Source organism: Bacillus sp. D7-8 (genome assembly GCF_052055895.1).
In the GTDB taxonomy this organism is placed as follows: domain Bacteria; phylum Bacillota; class Bacilli; order Bacillales; family Bacillaceae; genus Bacillus; species Bacillus velezensis.
In genome coordinates this window covers 454,304-468,145 of record NZ_CP179922.1, presented here as the reverse complement: position 1 = coordinate 468,145, position 13,842 = coordinate 454,304, and the positions used below count along the sequence as shown (strand labels likewise).

The 13,842-nt window shown below is 42.0% G+C and carries 19 protein-coding genes and 3 pseudogenes; 12 read left to right on the top strand and 10 right to left on the bottom strand.

The annotated features are described in order from the left end of the window. Nucleotides 1-15: 15 nt before the first annotated feature. Both ACKTRM_RS02390 and ACKTRM_RS02385 read left to right on the top strand, forming a co-directional pair. Nucleotides 16-1,068 (top strand): TRAP transporter substrate-binding protein, encoded by a 1,053-nt coding sequence (locus tag ACKTRM_RS02390; RefSeq protein WP_012116857.1) that lies wholly within the window; start codon nucleotides 16-18, stop codon nucleotides 1,066-1,068. An 85-nt stretch (nucleotides 1,069-1,153) separates the two neighbouring features. After that, nucleotides 1,154-1,975 (top strand): manganese catalase family protein, encoded by an 822-nt coding sequence (locus ACKTRM_RS02385; RefSeq protein ID WP_012116856.1) that lies wholly within the window; start codon nucleotides 1,154-1,156, stop codon nucleotides 1,973-1,975. A gap of 36 nt (nucleotides 1,976-2,011) precedes the next feature. On the opposite strand, the gene ACKTRM_RS02380 is transcribed toward ACKTRM_RS02385, so the two are convergent. The 4 genes from ACKTRM_RS02380 to ACKTRM_RS02365 all read right to left on the bottom strand — a co-directional run bounded on the left by ACKTRM_RS02380 (nucleotide 2,012) and on the right by ACKTRM_RS02365 (nucleotide 4,118). Continuing rightward, nucleotides 2,012-2,371 (bottom strand): DUF4937 domain-containing protein, encoded by a 360-nt coding sequence (locus tag ACKTRM_RS02380; protein WP_012116855.1) that lies wholly within the window; start codon nucleotides 2,369-2,371, stop codon nucleotides 2,012-2,014. Next, on the bottom strand, nucleotides 2,346-2,705 hold the full coding sequence (locus tag ACKTRM_RS02375) for a cupin domain-containing protein (protein ID WP_012116854.1): 360 nt from the start codon (nucleotides 2,703-2,705) through the stop codon (nucleotides 2,346-2,348). Before ACKTRM_RS02375 ends, ACKTRM_RS02380 begins: the two co-directional genes overlap by 26 nt. Nucleotides 2,706-2,839: 134 nt before the next feature. Beyond that, nucleotides 2,840-3,211, bottom strand: coding sequence for a glucose starvation-inducible protein GsiB (gsiB, locus tag ACKTRM_RS02370; RefSeq protein ID WP_012116853.1), 372 nt, complete (start codon nucleotides 3,209-3,211; stop codon nucleotides 2,840-2,842). Between the two features lie 100 nt (nucleotides 3,212-3,311). Beyond that, complete coding sequence (locus tag ACKTRM_RS02365; RefSeq protein WP_012116852.1) at nucleotides 3,312-4,118, bottom strand: EcsC family protein; 807 nt, start codon at nucleotides 4,116-4,118, stop codon at nucleotides 3,312-3,314. Nucleotides 4,119-4,284: 166 nt separating this feature from the next. Here ACKTRM_RS02365 and ACKTRM_RS02360 point away from each other — a divergent pair, with 166 nt between their 5' ends. The 3 genes and pseudogenes from ACKTRM_RS02360 to ACKTRM_RS02350 form a co-directional block, all read left to right on the top strand. After that, nucleotides 4,285-4,650, top strand: a complete 366-nt coding sequence (locus ACKTRM_RS02360) for a DMT family transporter (RefSeq protein ID WP_007410206.1) — start codon at nucleotides 4,285-4,287, stop codon at nucleotides 4,648-4,650. Then, on the top strand, nucleotides 4,647-5,054 hold the full coding sequence (locus tag ACKTRM_RS02355; RefSeq protein WP_012116851.1) for a DUF5360 family protein: 408 nt from the start codon (nucleotides 4,647-4,649) through the stop codon (nucleotides 5,052-5,054). Before ACKTRM_RS02360 ends, ACKTRM_RS02355 begins: the two co-directional genes overlap by 4 nt. Before the next feature lie 57 nt (nucleotides 5,055-5,111). After that, nucleotides 5,112-5,327: pseudogene (locus tag ACKTRM_RS02350) on the top strand (DUF2188 domain-containing protein); the annotation flags it as partial. Between the two features lie 58 nt (nucleotides 5,328-5,385). Here the strand turns inward: ACKTRM_RS02350 and ACKTRM_RS02345 are convergent. Then, nucleotides 5,386-5,739: a hypothetical protein gene (locus ACKTRM_RS02345; protein WP_007410203.1), complete on the bottom strand. Its 354-nt coding sequence runs from the start codon at nucleotides 5,737-5,739 to the stop codon at nucleotides 5,386-5,388. Nucleotides 5,740-6,394: 655 nt separating this feature from the next. Here ACKTRM_RS02345 and ACKTRM_RS02340 point away from each other — a divergent pair. The 5 genes from ACKTRM_RS02340 (at nucleotide 6,395) to ACKTRM_RS02320 (ending at nucleotide 10,112) form a co-directional block, all read left to right on the top strand. Continuing rightward, nucleotides 6,395-7,672, top strand: coding sequence for an Nramp family divalent metal transporter (locus ACKTRM_RS02340; RefSeq protein WP_123912783.1), 1,278 nt, complete (start codon nucleotides 6,395-6,397; stop codon nucleotides 7,670-7,672). A 104-nt stretch (nucleotides 7,673-7,776) separates the two neighbouring features. Next, nucleotides 7,777-8,043 carry a hypothetical protein gene (locus tag ACKTRM_RS02335; protein WP_012116848.1) on the top strand — a complete coding sequence of 89 codons (267 nt, stop codon included), beginning with the start codon at nucleotides 7,777-7,779 and terminating at the stop codon, nucleotides 8,041-8,043. A 225-nt stretch (nucleotides 8,044-8,268) separates the two neighbouring features. Continuing rightward, complete coding sequence (locus tag ACKTRM_RS02330) at nucleotides 8,269-8,847, top strand: hypothetical protein (protein WP_012116847.1); 579 nt, start codon at nucleotides 8,269-8,271, stop codon at nucleotides 8,845-8,847. A gap of 96 nt (nucleotides 8,848-8,943) precedes the next feature. After that, nucleotides 8,944-9,501, top strand: coding sequence for a hypothetical protein (locus ACKTRM_RS02325; protein ID WP_012116846.1), 558 nt, complete (start codon nucleotides 8,944-8,946; stop codon nucleotides 9,499-9,501). A gap of 380 nt (nucleotides 9,502-9,881) precedes the next feature. Then, on the top strand, nucleotides 9,882-10,112 hold the full coding sequence (locus tag ACKTRM_RS02320; protein ID WP_012116845.1) for a hypothetical protein: 231 nt from the start codon (nucleotides 9,882-9,884) through the stop codon (nucleotides 10,110-10,112). A 350-nt stretch (nucleotides 10,113-10,462) separates the two neighbouring features. Here the strand turns inward: ACKTRM_RS02320 and ACKTRM_RS02315 are convergent, their stop codons facing one another. From ACKTRM_RS02315 to ACKTRM_RS02300, 4 genes are all read right to left on the bottom strand, one after another. After that, complete coding sequence (locus ACKTRM_RS02315; protein WP_007609509.1) at nucleotides 10,463-10,597, bottom strand: hypothetical protein; 135 nt, start codon at nucleotides 10,595-10,597, stop codon at nucleotides 10,463-10,465. Beyond that, nucleotides 10,594-11,727, bottom strand: a complete 1,134-nt coding sequence (locus ACKTRM_RS02310; protein ID WP_012116843.1) for a Rap family tetratricopeptide repeat protein — start codon at nucleotides 11,725-11,727, stop codon at nucleotides 10,594-10,596. The genes ACKTRM_RS02315 and ACKTRM_RS02310 overlap by 4 nt, the downstream gene beginning before the upstream one ends. A 136-nt stretch (nucleotides 11,728-11,863) precedes the next feature. Then, on the bottom strand, nucleotides 11,864-12,067 hold the full coding sequence (locus ACKTRM_RS02305) for a DUF2651 family protein (protein WP_077411029.1): 204 nt from the start codon (nucleotides 12,065-12,067) through the stop codon (nucleotides 11,864-11,866). After that, nucleotides 12,036-12,329, bottom strand: a complete 294-nt coding sequence (locus ACKTRM_RS02300) for a hypothetical protein (protein ID WP_023356715.1) — start codon at nucleotides 12,327-12,329, stop codon at nucleotides 12,036-12,038. The genes ACKTRM_RS02305 and ACKTRM_RS02300 overlap by 32 nt, the downstream gene beginning before the upstream one ends. Nucleotides 12,330-12,710: 381 nt before the next feature. Between ACKTRM_RS02300 and ACKTRM_RS02295 the strand changes: the two genes are divergently transcribed. Next, on the top strand, nucleotides 12,711-12,923 hold the full coding sequence (locus ACKTRM_RS02295) for a spore germination protein (protein ID WP_012116841.1): 213 nt from the start codon (nucleotides 12,711-12,713) through the stop codon (nucleotides 12,921-12,923). A gap of 206 nt (nucleotides 12,924-13,129) precedes the next feature. On the opposite strand, the pseudogene ACKTRM_RS02290 reads toward ACKTRM_RS02295, so the two are convergent. After that, nucleotides 13,130-13,251, bottom strand: a pseudogene (locus ACKTRM_RS02290) (peptidoglycan-binding domain-containing protein); the annotation flags it as partial. Nucleotides 13,252-13,359: 108 nt separating this feature from the next. Between ACKTRM_RS02290 and ACKTRM_RS02285 the strand changes: the two are divergent. Continuing rightward, nucleotides 13,360-13,796 (top strand): annotated as a pseudogene (locus ACKTRM_RS02285) (N-acetyltransferase family protein). Nucleotides 13,797-13,842 lie beyond the last annotated feature (46 nt).

Below are 13,842 nucleotides of genomic sequence, written 5' to 3'. Positions count from 1 at the left end.
CGGAGGGGGTTTTCGATGAAAAGCTTGCTGACTTGTCTCAGCCTGATGGTACTCGGTATCGGAACCGCTTTATTCATCGGCTTTCATGATCGTTTCTCAACGGAAGAACCGTATTATGATGACGAACAGGAAGGCCTGAAAGATCAAATCGTTTTCAAATTCAGCCATGTCGTTGCTGAGAACACGCCAAAAGGGCGGGCGGCGAATAAGTTTGCCGACCTTGTCTATCAAAAGTCCGGCGGCACCATTAAAGTAGAGGTGTTTCCAAACGGGAGCCTCTATTCAGATAATGAAGAAATAAACGCCCTCCAAAACGGGGACGTGCAATTCATCGCTCCCTCCACCTCAAAGCTCGGATCACTGTCTCCCGAATGGGGTGTTTTGGATCTGCCGTACGCGTTTACAAACTATAAAGCCGTGCAAGAAGGCCTCAACGGCAAAATCGGCACACGCCTGTTCGCTTCTTTAGAAAAGCATCATTTGAAAGGTCTGGCGTACTGGACGAACGGGTTTAAGCAGCTTACGTCAAATAAAGGACCGATCTTCACTCCGGACGATTTGAAAGGACAGGCGCTCAGGATCATGCCGAGCAGCGTGATCGAAGACCAATACCGCCTGCTCGGCGCGCACCCGCGGCAGGATTCCTTTAATTCCACGTTTCAGCTCTTGGAAAGCAATCTTGTAGACGGAGAAGAAAATACGATTTCAAATATCTATTCTAAAAAATTTTATAATGTTCAAGATTATTTGACAATCAGCAATCACGGGTACCTCGGTTATGCCGTGATGACCGACGAGCATTTCTGGAATTCGCAGACAGAAAAAACGAGAACCATCTTAACGGAGGCGATGAGAGAAACGACGGAGTGGAACGAAGCCTCCGCTGAGAAAATGAATAAAGACCAGCTTGAAGAGATAAAGAAGAATTCATCCATTCATATTCATGTGCTGAGCAAAGCGGAAAAGAACACATGGATGAAACGCCTCGACCCGATTTACGGACAATATGAACAGGTGATCGGCCGCGGGCTTGTGCAGGATTTGTTATCCTTGCGCCGCGAGCCTTAGCAGGACCAATACGCCCATCTCCGTTTCATCCCTTTTCCCGCCGGGGAAGTAAATAGGGACAGAGCAAAGAAAAGGAGATGGAGACATGTTTACACATACGAAAAAACTGCAGCATCCGGCTAAACCGGATCGTCCTGACCCGCTGTTCGCCAAAAAGATGCAGGAAATTTTAGGGGGACAATACGGGGAAATATCCGTCGCCATGCAATATTTGTTCCAAGGATGGAATACACGGGGCAATGAAAAATATAAGGATCTTCTGATGGATACCGCGACGGAAGAAATCGGCCATGTCGAAATGATCGCGACGATGATTGCGAGACTGTTAGAAGACGCCCCGCTGGCAGAGCAGGAAAAAGCGGCTGATGATCCGGTCATCGGGTCCATTTTAGGCGGCATGAATCCGCATCATGCGATTGTCTCAGGACTCGGCGCAATGCCGGAGAGCAGCACGGGCGTTCCGTGGAGCGCAGGCTATATCGTCGCAAGCGGAAACCTTCTGGCAGACTTCCGCGCCAATCTGAACGCCGAATCACAAGGAAGGCTTCAAGTCGCACGCCTGTATGAAATGACCGATGATAAAGGCGTGAAAGATATGCTCAGCTTTTTATTGGCCCGCGATACCATGCATCAAAACCAATGGCTTGCGGCCATTAAAGAATTAGAAGAACAGGAAGGTCCGATCGTTCCTTCCACATTCCCGAAGGCACTGGAAAAACAGTCATTCTCCCATAAGCTTATTCATTTCTCAGATGGCGGAGAAAGCGCTGAACAAAATTGGCTGAAGGAAACAGCGCCGGACGGAGAACCATTTGAATACGAAAAGGAACCGAAAGCGCACGGCGAAATAGCTAAGCTGGATCCTGTCCCGCCGTATGTCCATAACACGCTTCCCGGACGCGAGTAAAGACACAAGCCCAAAACAAACTGTTTTGGGCTTTCATTATGCCTTCTGAACCGTCCAGTCCGGTTCGTATCGGATGTCCGGGTGATGTAACAGCTCGTGAATGACAGGTTCATCCTCTTCATACAGCATCACTTCTATTGAAAGAATCGCAGCCTTCTGCTCGTTTTCTTCGTATATGCGGTCATGTTCGTTCTCCATAAAATCATCATAGGCCTGTCTGTTCTCCCAAACGCTGATGATCTCTGCGATGAACAGGCCGTCTGCGTTTTTCCGCCACCCGCCGGCCTGTTTGACGAAGCCATTTACACATGATAATGCTCCCCACCTTGACTGTGCTTGCGCAAATGCTTCAGCGTTTGCAGCGTCTGTTTCACATACAATCTTTTTGATCAGCATGACGTTCCTCTGTGATGACTGTTTTCGCATGCGTATGCTCAACACAGAGATTCACGGTTCTGACGTAAGAGCGGGTGCGGTGAATCGTGCCTTTCGGGATGAGCAGGCTGTCATTTGCTTTGAGCACTGCGGTTTCTTTGTCCTTAAAATCGATCAGCAGCTCACCTTCCAGAACGATGAACCATTCATCTGAGTCAGGGTGATGGTGCCAGTCATATTCTCCCGTAAACACTGCAAGGCGCACACAGTGGTCATTGATCTCCGCGATTGAAAAATTGTCGTGTTTTTCTTTGACTTTATTGGCGATAGCGAGCAAATTAAGCATATCAGACACGAGTGAAAAACCCCTTTTTCATTTTATTGTATCGCAACGGCGGCTCAGATCAAGATTTTCCCAAAATAAAAAGCGATCCAGCTGATGCGCCGGATCGCTTTTGATCTGCAGGTTGTCTGCCTTTTATGCTTTTATTAGCTGCTTCGTCTGTTTCCGCCTTTTTGGCCGATTTCCTTATAAAAATCTTTGTCATGATTTTTACTTGTGGCTTCTCCGCCTTTTTGGCCGATTTCTTGATAGAATTCCTTGTCATGGTTATTGCTTGTTGCTTCTCCGCCTTTTTCACCGATTTCCTGATAGAATTCTTTGTCGTGATTTTTGCTTGTTGCTTCTCCGCCTTTTTCACCGATTTCCTGATAGAATTCTTTGTCGTGATTTTTGCTTGTTGCTTCTCCGCCTTTTTGACCAATTTCCTGATAGAATTCTTTGTCATGGTTATTGCTTGTTGCTTCTCCGCCTTTTTTACCTGCTTCTTCTCTGCTCATTTTGTTATTATCTTGTGCCATTTTTGAATTCCTCCTTTAATTGGTGTTGGTTGTTGGTTTCCCGATTTCAGAACTGCTAAACAAAGAAAACACATTGAATGTGTTTTCGGGTGGTTTTTTATCATTCTGTATCCTTCATGCGTTTTAGAATCCGGCGTTTTTTATAGAGCATGATGCCTGTTTCCGCGATGCTTTCTAAAGCTGAACGGTTGGCGGACGCGCCGAAGATGATGCCTGCGGCCGGAACCATTTGCAGCAGTTTTTTCGCGGCGAACGTATCGCGGTAGCTGTAAACGACTTCCCGCCAGCCTTGGATTTGCGAGGCGACGCGCTGATAGGCGCGGTCGTTTTGATCATATTGCCGTAAATCTTGCAGGATCGCTTTTTTTCCGATGACGTCACTGGATGCAAGCTGGAGCAATTTGACGATAAACACGCGTTCTTTTTTGTCTTTCGGATCAAAGCCGTAAGCAACCGCGATATCCTGCAGCGTCTTTAAGGACAGGCCGAGCATCGCCGGAATGTCTGCCGCCAGCGTGAATACGCCGCCGACTCCCGTTGCGGCTCCCTGCACCGTCGCGGCCTTTACGCTTGTACGCGCTATGGCTTCTGCGATTTCGTCCATGACGGCAAGCGGCGCATTGCGGATGTCGTGAAGCGTTTGACATGTACCGTGCGGCAGCCGTTTTTGAAACTTTTTCATGATGCGCTTTTCTGATGTAAGGTACTGTCCGCCTGACTGAATAAACGTTCCCGTTTCATCGAGAATGAGTCCGATTTTCCTCTGAATAAATTGCGGTGTCAGCTTGTCCAAAAGCTGAAACGGCAAGCGGGTGAATGTTTGCCAGAACATCACCCTCTGCTGCGCCTTTTCCCATTTTTGAATGTCTCTCAGTTGTCTTTCCAGGTCTGTCCGCTCTTCTGTCACCCGTCCTGCACGTCCTTTCTGATTTCTTTGTTCATAGTATACCTTTATGGCGTTTTCTTTTTACACCCGGACGGATTTTTTATCCGGAAAACATCCCATTGTTTAATTTTCTTCAAATTCTGTATATTGTATAATTTTGAGTAATACGATTGAAGGAGAATGTTGAATGCAATGGATTTATTTAAGTTTAGCGATCATTTTTGAAGTATTGGGTACGGTCAGCATGAAATTATCAAATGGATTTACAAAACTTGTCCCAAGTATTTTATTATTATTGTTTTATATCGGCAGCCTTTGTTTTCTTACTTTGACTTTGAAATATATAAGTGTCTCCATCGCGTATGCGGTCTGGTCTGGAATGGGGATCGTGCTGATTTCGGTGATCGGAATTTTTTTCTTTCATGAACAGTTCTCTGTCATAAAAGCTGTCTCTGTTCTTCTGATCATCATCGGTGTCGTTTCCTTAAACTTTATTTCTGAAAGTGAAACGTCATCAAACGGCATCAGCGTTCATACGGACAGAAACAGATGATGAAAGGGTTAAAGGTTCTCTTCCTCATTACAGATATTGGATTTATCGTTTATTGGATTGTTACTTTTTTTGAGTGGATTCCAAAAAATATGGTGTTTAAAGATTATGATAACGCCATGATCATGGCCTGGAACTGGTCATTCTTTCCCTTAGATATTTTCATTTCGATAACCGGGCTGTACAGCTTGTTTCTTTATAAACGGAAACATGCGTTATGGCGCCCTTTCGCATTAATATCACTTGTACTGACCTTTTGTTCAGGCCTGCAAGCGATTGCCTTTTGGGTATTTATCGGTGATTTTGATCTTATGTGGTGGGCATTCAATCTGTACTTGCTTCTTTATCCTTTATATTTTATTCGGAAATTGCTGGTCTCTCGTAAAAATAGCTGTCATTCTTTTTGATGAGGCGGTTTTCTTTTTCTTCAGGCGGGAAACACTTTTCATAAAGGAGTGATAGACATGCCTTGGTCTATGAAGGATTATCCGCAATCATTGAAGAATCTCGAGGAACCTGTGAAGAAAAAAGCGATCGAAATCGCGAATGCGATGGTAGATGAGGGTTATGAAGAAGGACGGGCCATTCCCATTGCGACAAGTCAGGCGAAAGAGTGGAAAAAAAACGCTTCTAAGGAAGAAATCGATCAGCTGATGAAACACGATGATGAAACGAAACGCGGAAATTGAATCGGAATAAAGGAAAAACCCCGCTCTCAAGAGAACGAGGTTTTTCTGATTATAAACCGTAATAATAAGATAGCGTGGTGACTGAAACGTAGCCTGTCGCTCCTGCATACGTGACTTTCAGCCATTTATTAGAATTGGTGTAGTGGCCTTGAACATATTCTCCGGTTACCCAAGAACCTGTAATTTTTTTACCGCTTGAGAATGTTGTGATCGTTGAACAGCTGACCTTAGAGCATGAGCGCATATTAGCACCGTAAATACCGACTGTGCCCCCGCTGGCTAAAATGGAAACGTCCGGTTCAGCTTTAGGTTTGAAAGCTGCTGCTGATGCAGAGCCGCCAAAAGCGAATAAAGAAACAGCAAAAATCATGGCTAAAGAAATGATCGACAAACGACGTACCAAGAAAATTCCCCCTCTTTTATCATATGGCCGGAAAGCTTTCCTGACGTTATTATACTTTTTCGCCCGGGAGACTGAAATAAGTCTAATGCTCCAACTTCTTTTCTTCGCAAGTGACCATGCCGATTCTTTTTTTGATAGATAACAGCGGTTTATTGGACTGGAATCACTGATATATCGTTGATTCAAACGTTTATTCAGAGCGGCCGGAGTTTTTCCGGAGGTCATTTGAATGGTACAGAGAGGTTTTATCTTCCAATGGAAAGAAACATTATTATTCTATTTACCCGGGAAAACGGAGGAAATACAGCGTCTTTTTCTCAAATCAGTTGGGCGGACAGAACGTTGTGAAGTGATATGGGCAAGTGTCCTCTTTTCACCTTTTTAAAAGAACGCTCAACGCATCCGCGCATGATCGGACGCGGAAACACGCTTTGCGAACGGCATCGCTTCTTTCCCGGAACGATGTCGTTTTCATTTTCGGACCTTTCTTCGGCGGGATACATATCATAGATAAAACAGGGCATCAATGTGTCGGTTTATTGAACATAAAGAACTTGACATCTCATAATAGCGGATTTATGATGTAGATAAAATAATTTGCATCTAGGAAACTTTTTGTTATTTAGCTAAAAATCTATCGGAATTTAGGTGAGACATAATGAGCAAAGACATCTCAGCACAATCACTGCAAGCAAAAGCCGTGCAGGATGCACTTGACGGCAAAAGCAAGGGATTCAAGCGGCTTCTGCCTTTTTTAGGCCCCGCCTTTATCGCGGCGATTGCCTACATTGATCCGGGAAACTTCGCTACGAATATCTCAGCTGGTTCGAAGTATGGGTATATGCTGCTGTGGGTCATCCTCTTTTCAAACTTGATGGCTTTTTTAATTCAAGTTCTTTCCGCGAAGCTCGGCATTGCCACGGGTAAAAACCTTCCGGAAATCGCCAGAGACCGGTATCCGAAATGGGTATCAGCCGGGCTGTGGATACAGGGTGAACTGGTGATTATGGCAACTGATCTGGCAGAATTTATCGGGGCGGCGCTCGGACTCAACCTGCTGTTCGGCATACCGATGGTTGAAGCGGCCATTATCGCGGCGATCGGATCATTCGCGATTTTAGAGCTGCAGCGCCGGGGTTACCGGGCGCTGGAAGCGGGCATTGCCGGACTTCTGTTCGTCGTGGTGATCGCCTTCGCTCTGCAAACCTTCTTTGCCAAACCTGACGCCGCCTCCGTTCTCGAGGGGCTGTTTATCCCGAAAATTGACGGAATGGACAGTGTGCTCTTGGCAACCGGGATACTCGGCGCAACCGTGATGCCGCATGCCATTTACTTACATTCCGCACTGACACAGCGCCGTGTCGTCGGAAAAACGGATAGTGAGCGGAAAAAGATTTTTAGATTCGAGACGATTGACATTCTCATCGCGATGGTGATCGCCGGGGCGATTAACGCAAGCATGCTCATCGTCGCTGCCGCGCTTTTCTTCAAGAACGGGCTGTATGTAGAAGATTTAGACGTGGCTTATCAGCAATTCGGCCACTATATCGGACCGGCTTCAGCCGTTCTCTTCGGGATCGGGCTGCTGGCCGCAGGGCTTTCAAGCTCTTCTGTCGGCACATTGTCAGGCGATATTATCATGCAGGGCTTCATCCGTTACCGTATCCCGCTTTATTTGCGGCGTTTCATTACCATCATTCCGCCGATGATCATCATTATCTCGGGGGTCAACGCCACAGAAGCGCTCGTATGGAGCCAGGTCGTTCTTTCATTCGGCATCTCCTTTGCGCTCGTGCCGCTGATTATGTTTACAAGCAACAAACGCCTGATGGGCGCCCTGACGAACCGAAAATGGGTGACGGCTCTCGCCTGGCTGATTGCGGTTTTGGTGATCGCGCTTAATCTGTTTGTGATCTACGATTCATTCCGTTAGAAAAAACCGACCATAGCGGCCGGTTTTTCTTTTGACGCCGGGTGCCGTTCGTATCTTTTTCCGGGCGTTTTTGGTATGATAGAAGAAAAATCGGAGTTTTGCTTATGTCAGTATTTATCCTTTTTTATCTGTGGATTGTGCCGATTGTCATCGGCATCTTCTGTTCTCTTATTGCTTATCGGACAACGGGTAAGAAACGTCTGATTCCCGGCTTTTTGATGATCGCATTAAGCATCGTTTCCTTAATCACGGGGCTTTGGATCGGCGGGGTGAACTATCATGTGTTCATCGGGGGCATGTTTTTATTCGGTACGTTATTGGCCGGCTCCGCCTTCCCGTTTTTCTTCGCTCTTTCACGCAAACGAAAATAAACAGGCATGCCGCCTGTTTATTTTTATTCATTAACCCTAAATTATAAAACCGCTCCGATAATGTGATTCCGCCTCAATCAGCCTGTACATGTGTTATATAGGCTCCAGCCCATGTCCCATCTCATCGAAACTGCAGCCAAAATGAATCCTGCTAAAGAAGATTTTGAATTATAAGAAAAATACTGTATAAAAATCCTATTTACCCCAAAAATACCTATTGATAGAATGGTATCTGAGAGGGGAAAATGTTCAAAGCGGATCATATCGGTCCCGCCTAAATACATAGTCTTTCATTTCTCTCTACACTACATTTCTAAAGGAGGATTTCCCATTAGACACGCAGCTAAAGGCATTCTGTTTGCCGCATCTTTAGCCCTTGTAACTACTACTTTTGTCCCCGCATCCTTAGCTAAAGAAAATCATAATAATACTGCCAATGCCACTGGAACGACCAAATCATTTTTTTATCAGACTGATACGCAATTTTCCTACGGACTTAAAGCACAAAGCGATGCGTCTGTGTCAAAACCAGTCAAAGATGTAATCAGAGAAGTGCTGAAAAATAAAACAAAATTATTCAATCTTGTTGAAAAATTAGCAGGAAAGAAAATAAGAAATGAACTCGAGTCCGTTTTCAATGAACACATCGAACCGGTTTTAAAGAAAATGCTGAACGAGTATGTCGCCTTAAGCTGGACTGACGTGGAAAAGAATCTTTATCTTTCACTTAAAAAGTCCGGACTTTCTGACAGCCAGGCTAAAAACCTCGCTCATTTGACAACTTTAGCAATGAAAGCATTTTAAAATCATTCATAAATGATCATCAGGAAAATACGTATGAAGTAATGCAAAGTGCTGTTAGATTCACTCTAATAGCACTTTTTCATTGGAGATGTCAAAATGACTGTCTTTTTTACTGTTTTGCTCACTTTCTTATGCTGCCTTGTGATTTCATCTCTTATTTTTATGATTCTATTAAAAAAAGAGATCGTGGATACACCGCCAAACCGCTTAGCTCATGCAGCATTCATCGTACTTATTGGATTCTCCCTGTTCTTCGCTATAACTGTACCTAGCCTAGTTATGTATTTTGCAGCTATAACTGTAAATCATTTTTTCGGAGAATATATCATCTATGGTTCACTTTCAGACTTATACATATTTTCTGTCGTCGTAAGTATTTTAGCTTTAGTTTATATGCTAATCCTTACGGCAATTGTAAAAGGAATGACTCATGTTTTGACATTGCCTGCTTGGTCAGCCTATATCCTTGAATTCATTTTTGCATGGGCTGCTGTTTACTTCTCAATCCAATACGTTTCCAATCATATCATTGAGAACATATCTATATTTCAAGGTGGAGAAATTCTTCTTTCATTGTTCATCACTTTCTTATTTTCGGGATTGGATATCCTTTTCACTAATTTGGATAAGATCACAAAAGAGAAATTAGGCTAAGGGGGTAACAAATATGAGAATCATGACATATATATCCTATTTTTCTATTTCTTTAGTTTTGCAGGTGGTATGGCTGCTATTAATAAAAAGAACCTCTAATATATTTCTGATAGACATGATTACGGTGTCCTTCTTATTCACCCTCTTTATGTTCATCTTAGATCAAATGTTCAAAAAAAAGCGGACAAATTAGCGACTGTTTTTTAATAATCCTCGGGCTTCTCTTTCGTTTTGAAATGATTCCGGATCTGGGGATGTTGCGGCGAACCGTTCATTAATCTTTAACACCAGCCTCTGTAAAATACTTCTCCTTTTATATAACATCCTGACTTTTCCGTCATATATTCAAACGAAAAAACTGCAAAAGGGAGTAATGAAACATGATATTGTTTATTGGCAAGTTCATGTTGCTCTTTTTACTCTGTTCGCTGGCATATTATTTGTTTAAAATTGTTTATTACAATATAGGGAAGAACATTGCGCTTAAAACCCCGAAAGGGACAAAGACAAACCGGACGGCACGTGTGTTTGTCAAAAATGGAACTACACTGAATGAGGGAGATTACTTTATGATCGCTGTTGTGACCGCTCTCTGGCTGTTCTTGAGATGAATTGCACTGGTCCTTCATAAGTTTTTTGATCAGCCATCGCTCGCCAGCCGTGGCTTTTCACAATCTCCGTTTCCGTTTAGGACGGCTATATGCAAGCCAAGTCGCTCAACAAACAAAAAAATAAACAGGCATGCTGCCTGTTTATCAAGCTGTCGAGATCTTCTCGATAGCTCCTTTGTTTTTCCTTGAATGATTGAAGAAAGGCTTAAAAATGGACGGCGTCTTTCTCATGCATGCATCGTTCAAGAAAACACTTCACAGCAAAACGGAAAGGTGAACGCAGTTGATTACTGGATAAGAAAAAGAAATCCCCCAGTCTTAAAAGATGGAGGTCAAAAATTGGAGAACACTTAAATATTTATAGCTTTTTCAGCGATGTGGAAAGTTCCAGAATCACTCATTTCAGCAGTATAAACATTTGTTACACTTAATAATCCAGTAAAAAGAATACCAATTAAAGCGGAGCTGATTATAAGTTTCTTCATGATATAGCCTCCGTAACCTTAAGTATTTGTGTTTGGGCATGTATGGTTTTCTTTAAAAAGTTTCTTCCCTCTGCATAGTTTCTCTTTTCAAAATGAAAGTCACCTAATTTTTCGGTTAGCTCTGCGAAATCAGACCAAAGGCGTTTCTCTTCCAAGTAACCTAAGCTTTGTTTCACTTCTGTTTCATTATATTCTTCGTACAATGAATTAATGATTTTTAATTTAGCCAAATATTCCTCTTCATTAGAAGTCCGAGCACGATTTAAAGCCGTTTCATAAAAGAAACGCGCTTCCTTTGCTTTATCACATTGGTACAGGACATTTGCCATCATATATAATGATCTCACACCATACACTGTATCAATATGTTCTTTCACGTCTATTGCCTTTTTGAAATTCTCTTCAGCAGCAATTAAATTTTTCCCTCTTAAATAAACTAAACCTAAGTTATGAAAAATCACTCCGATAATTCTTTTCACTTTTTCCTCTTCCAACCCACGGGCGATACTTAATGCTTCCCGATAATATGATTCTGCCTCCGTCAGCCTGTACATATCGTACATGTTAGCACCGACCATCATATTACAGCCAATCACTTTCACTTTGTATAATTGACTTTTTTCAAACAATTGCTTGGCTTTTTTTAAATGATTGAGGGAAACAAAGTGCTGATCAATTTGATAATAGGCATCAGCTATTTTGTAATGAAATTCAGCTTGCTCCATTTCATCTGATACAGCACTCAACTCTCTCTCTGCTTTGCGATAATAGCCTATCGCTTCAACATACTCTTTATGATCAAATTCATACATTCCACGAAAAAATAATGAGTAATACTTCAAGAGGCCTGTAAGTCTTTTTTGCGGCTTTTCTATTTTTTCAAGTAGTTCGTCGACTGTGGGGCGATCTCGATATCTGTCTTCCGGCTCCAAGGAATCTAACATCAATTGGTGACGAAAGCACATCAATGAATAAAAAACAAGCAAATCCTGATCCTCTTCCATCTCCTCTATTTCCTGTTCTACTTCAGCCTTTAAAATCTCAGCATCAGGCACACTGAACTGGCGAATCATTTTGTACCATTCATTGATCTTGACACCAACTTGGGACGACGGTAAAACTTGGTCCACACTTACCCCTCCCTCTAATCACTATTTTTGTAATATTATAACTTTTCCTACAATAAACAGAAACGAAAAAATCCCGCAATTTTCGTCGCGGGATTTTTGGGATTATGGTTTTGGTGTACACTCTTGATTATTCCATTTAATATTTTCGCTTTGTAAAATTCATTATAGTCTTAGTGATTGAACCGGAGATAAGGCAGGCTCCCGTCATGATAAACACCCAAATTAAAAATGTTGGCTCTGCCCCTATTACAACAAACATAAATATCAATGACAGGATCAATACGACGACAACCATAGTCCATACTTTTTTAAAGATGAAATACCCTATCATCCCCAGCATAAAAATCAAAAGATTTTTTCTTAACCATTTTTTTATCAAACACCTGCAGCTTCCCCTCAAAAGAAACAGCTAAGATGCTATCTTTTAATATTTTCAATTTTGCAGGATGAAACCCTTTCTCCATCTCGACTTCTTTTTTTACCTTAAGAGTCTCTCTGTCTATTAATATGAGCTTAGAATTCTCTTTCTCATTCACGTTATCATTAACTGCCAGTACAAATGTATTTTCATCTAGAGCTTGGAATGCATCCTTTTCATCCATGAAGTATATCCCTTTATTCGGTATGGATGCCTTGTTCTCTTGCTTATTTGTCTCTGGGTTAATTGAAAGGATGGACATACTTTCTTCATCACTTGAAATGACATAAATTTTATTTTTAGCGACGATTGCTGATCCAAGTTCTCCGTCAAGCTTTATTTGTTTCTTGTTTTTTCGGCTGTTTCCCTTCCAATATACCAGTTCACTTTCCAGCCCTTTGTCTGTATATCCAACGTTAATGTCATGGATGATATAACCACCAGAGCTTCTTATAAAGAAAGCACATTACTTTTACAGCATGAAACTTTACCGCGTTGTTTAATCCTATTAAAAATAACAGCATACATATAGTTAGTAGTTTAAAGTGAAAGGAGACAGCAGAATATGATGGATTCCCCTATTAAAATTAATAACTTAACAGGAAATGGAGTTATCAATGTCGGCGGCGCGTTAACCATCACCCCTATAACCGCTTCAAAAACAGTGTTTGGATCCGGAGGTTTAAATACTGGAATTGTCATCCAAAACAACTCTGTAAGCCAGTCGAAAATGATTGGCCATCAATTTTCAGATCAGAAGGTTATAAAAACGTTTTAGTGACGGCTATAAAAGATATTACGAAAAAACGCCTTATCTGGCGTCTTCAATTTAAGAGGAAGGGTTGGATTTCACTAGTTCCGCGATACAATATATATAGGATGCTTCCCTTTGGATTCGTTCATATATCGTGTTGTTAAAATTCAAAAAAGCTGTCGAGATTTTCTCGACAGCCTGACAGCCCTACTAAAAGGCCGTTTCATGTATTTCAGAAGAGACAACATTTTCCCTTTAGTTTTCGGCCCGTACACACCATCAACAGACAGGCCATACATAAACCGGAACCGTTTTATCGCATTTGCTGTCTTCGGCCGTAATACCCATCAATTCAAACTTACAGCCCCATTCATAAACCATTTAAAAAAATAGAATAATTTCAAATATTTGTGTAAGTTTTAAATAATAAAAATCAGAAAAAAAGTGAGGAGGGAAACATATGATAATCAGAAGCGCAGAACACTATGATGTAAAACAATTGACCGATTTAATGTATTTATATATCGTGGATTTTTATAAAAGACCTAAGCCACCGATTGAAAAGATACATCATTTGATTGAAATGTTATTTGAGAAGAACAGGGGTATTCAATTCGTTGCTGAACAAGATGGGAAACTTATTGGCTTTGCAACATTATATTTTAGTTTTAGTACGACGAAAGCAGATAAAATAACAGTAATGAATGATTTATTCGTGATAGAAAAAGCAAGAGGTACAGGAGCAGCCAAAGAACTGTTTAAAAGATGCGAAACATTTACAAAAGAAAACGGGTATGCGCATATGTCGTGGATAACTGCATCTGATAATTACCGTGCACAAAATTCTATGAAAAGATGGGTGGCTCCGTTGGAAATTGGCTGACCTATTCCATATAACCCGGGATGACCTTATTGAAGTAAAAACTAAAATAAAAAGCCGGGC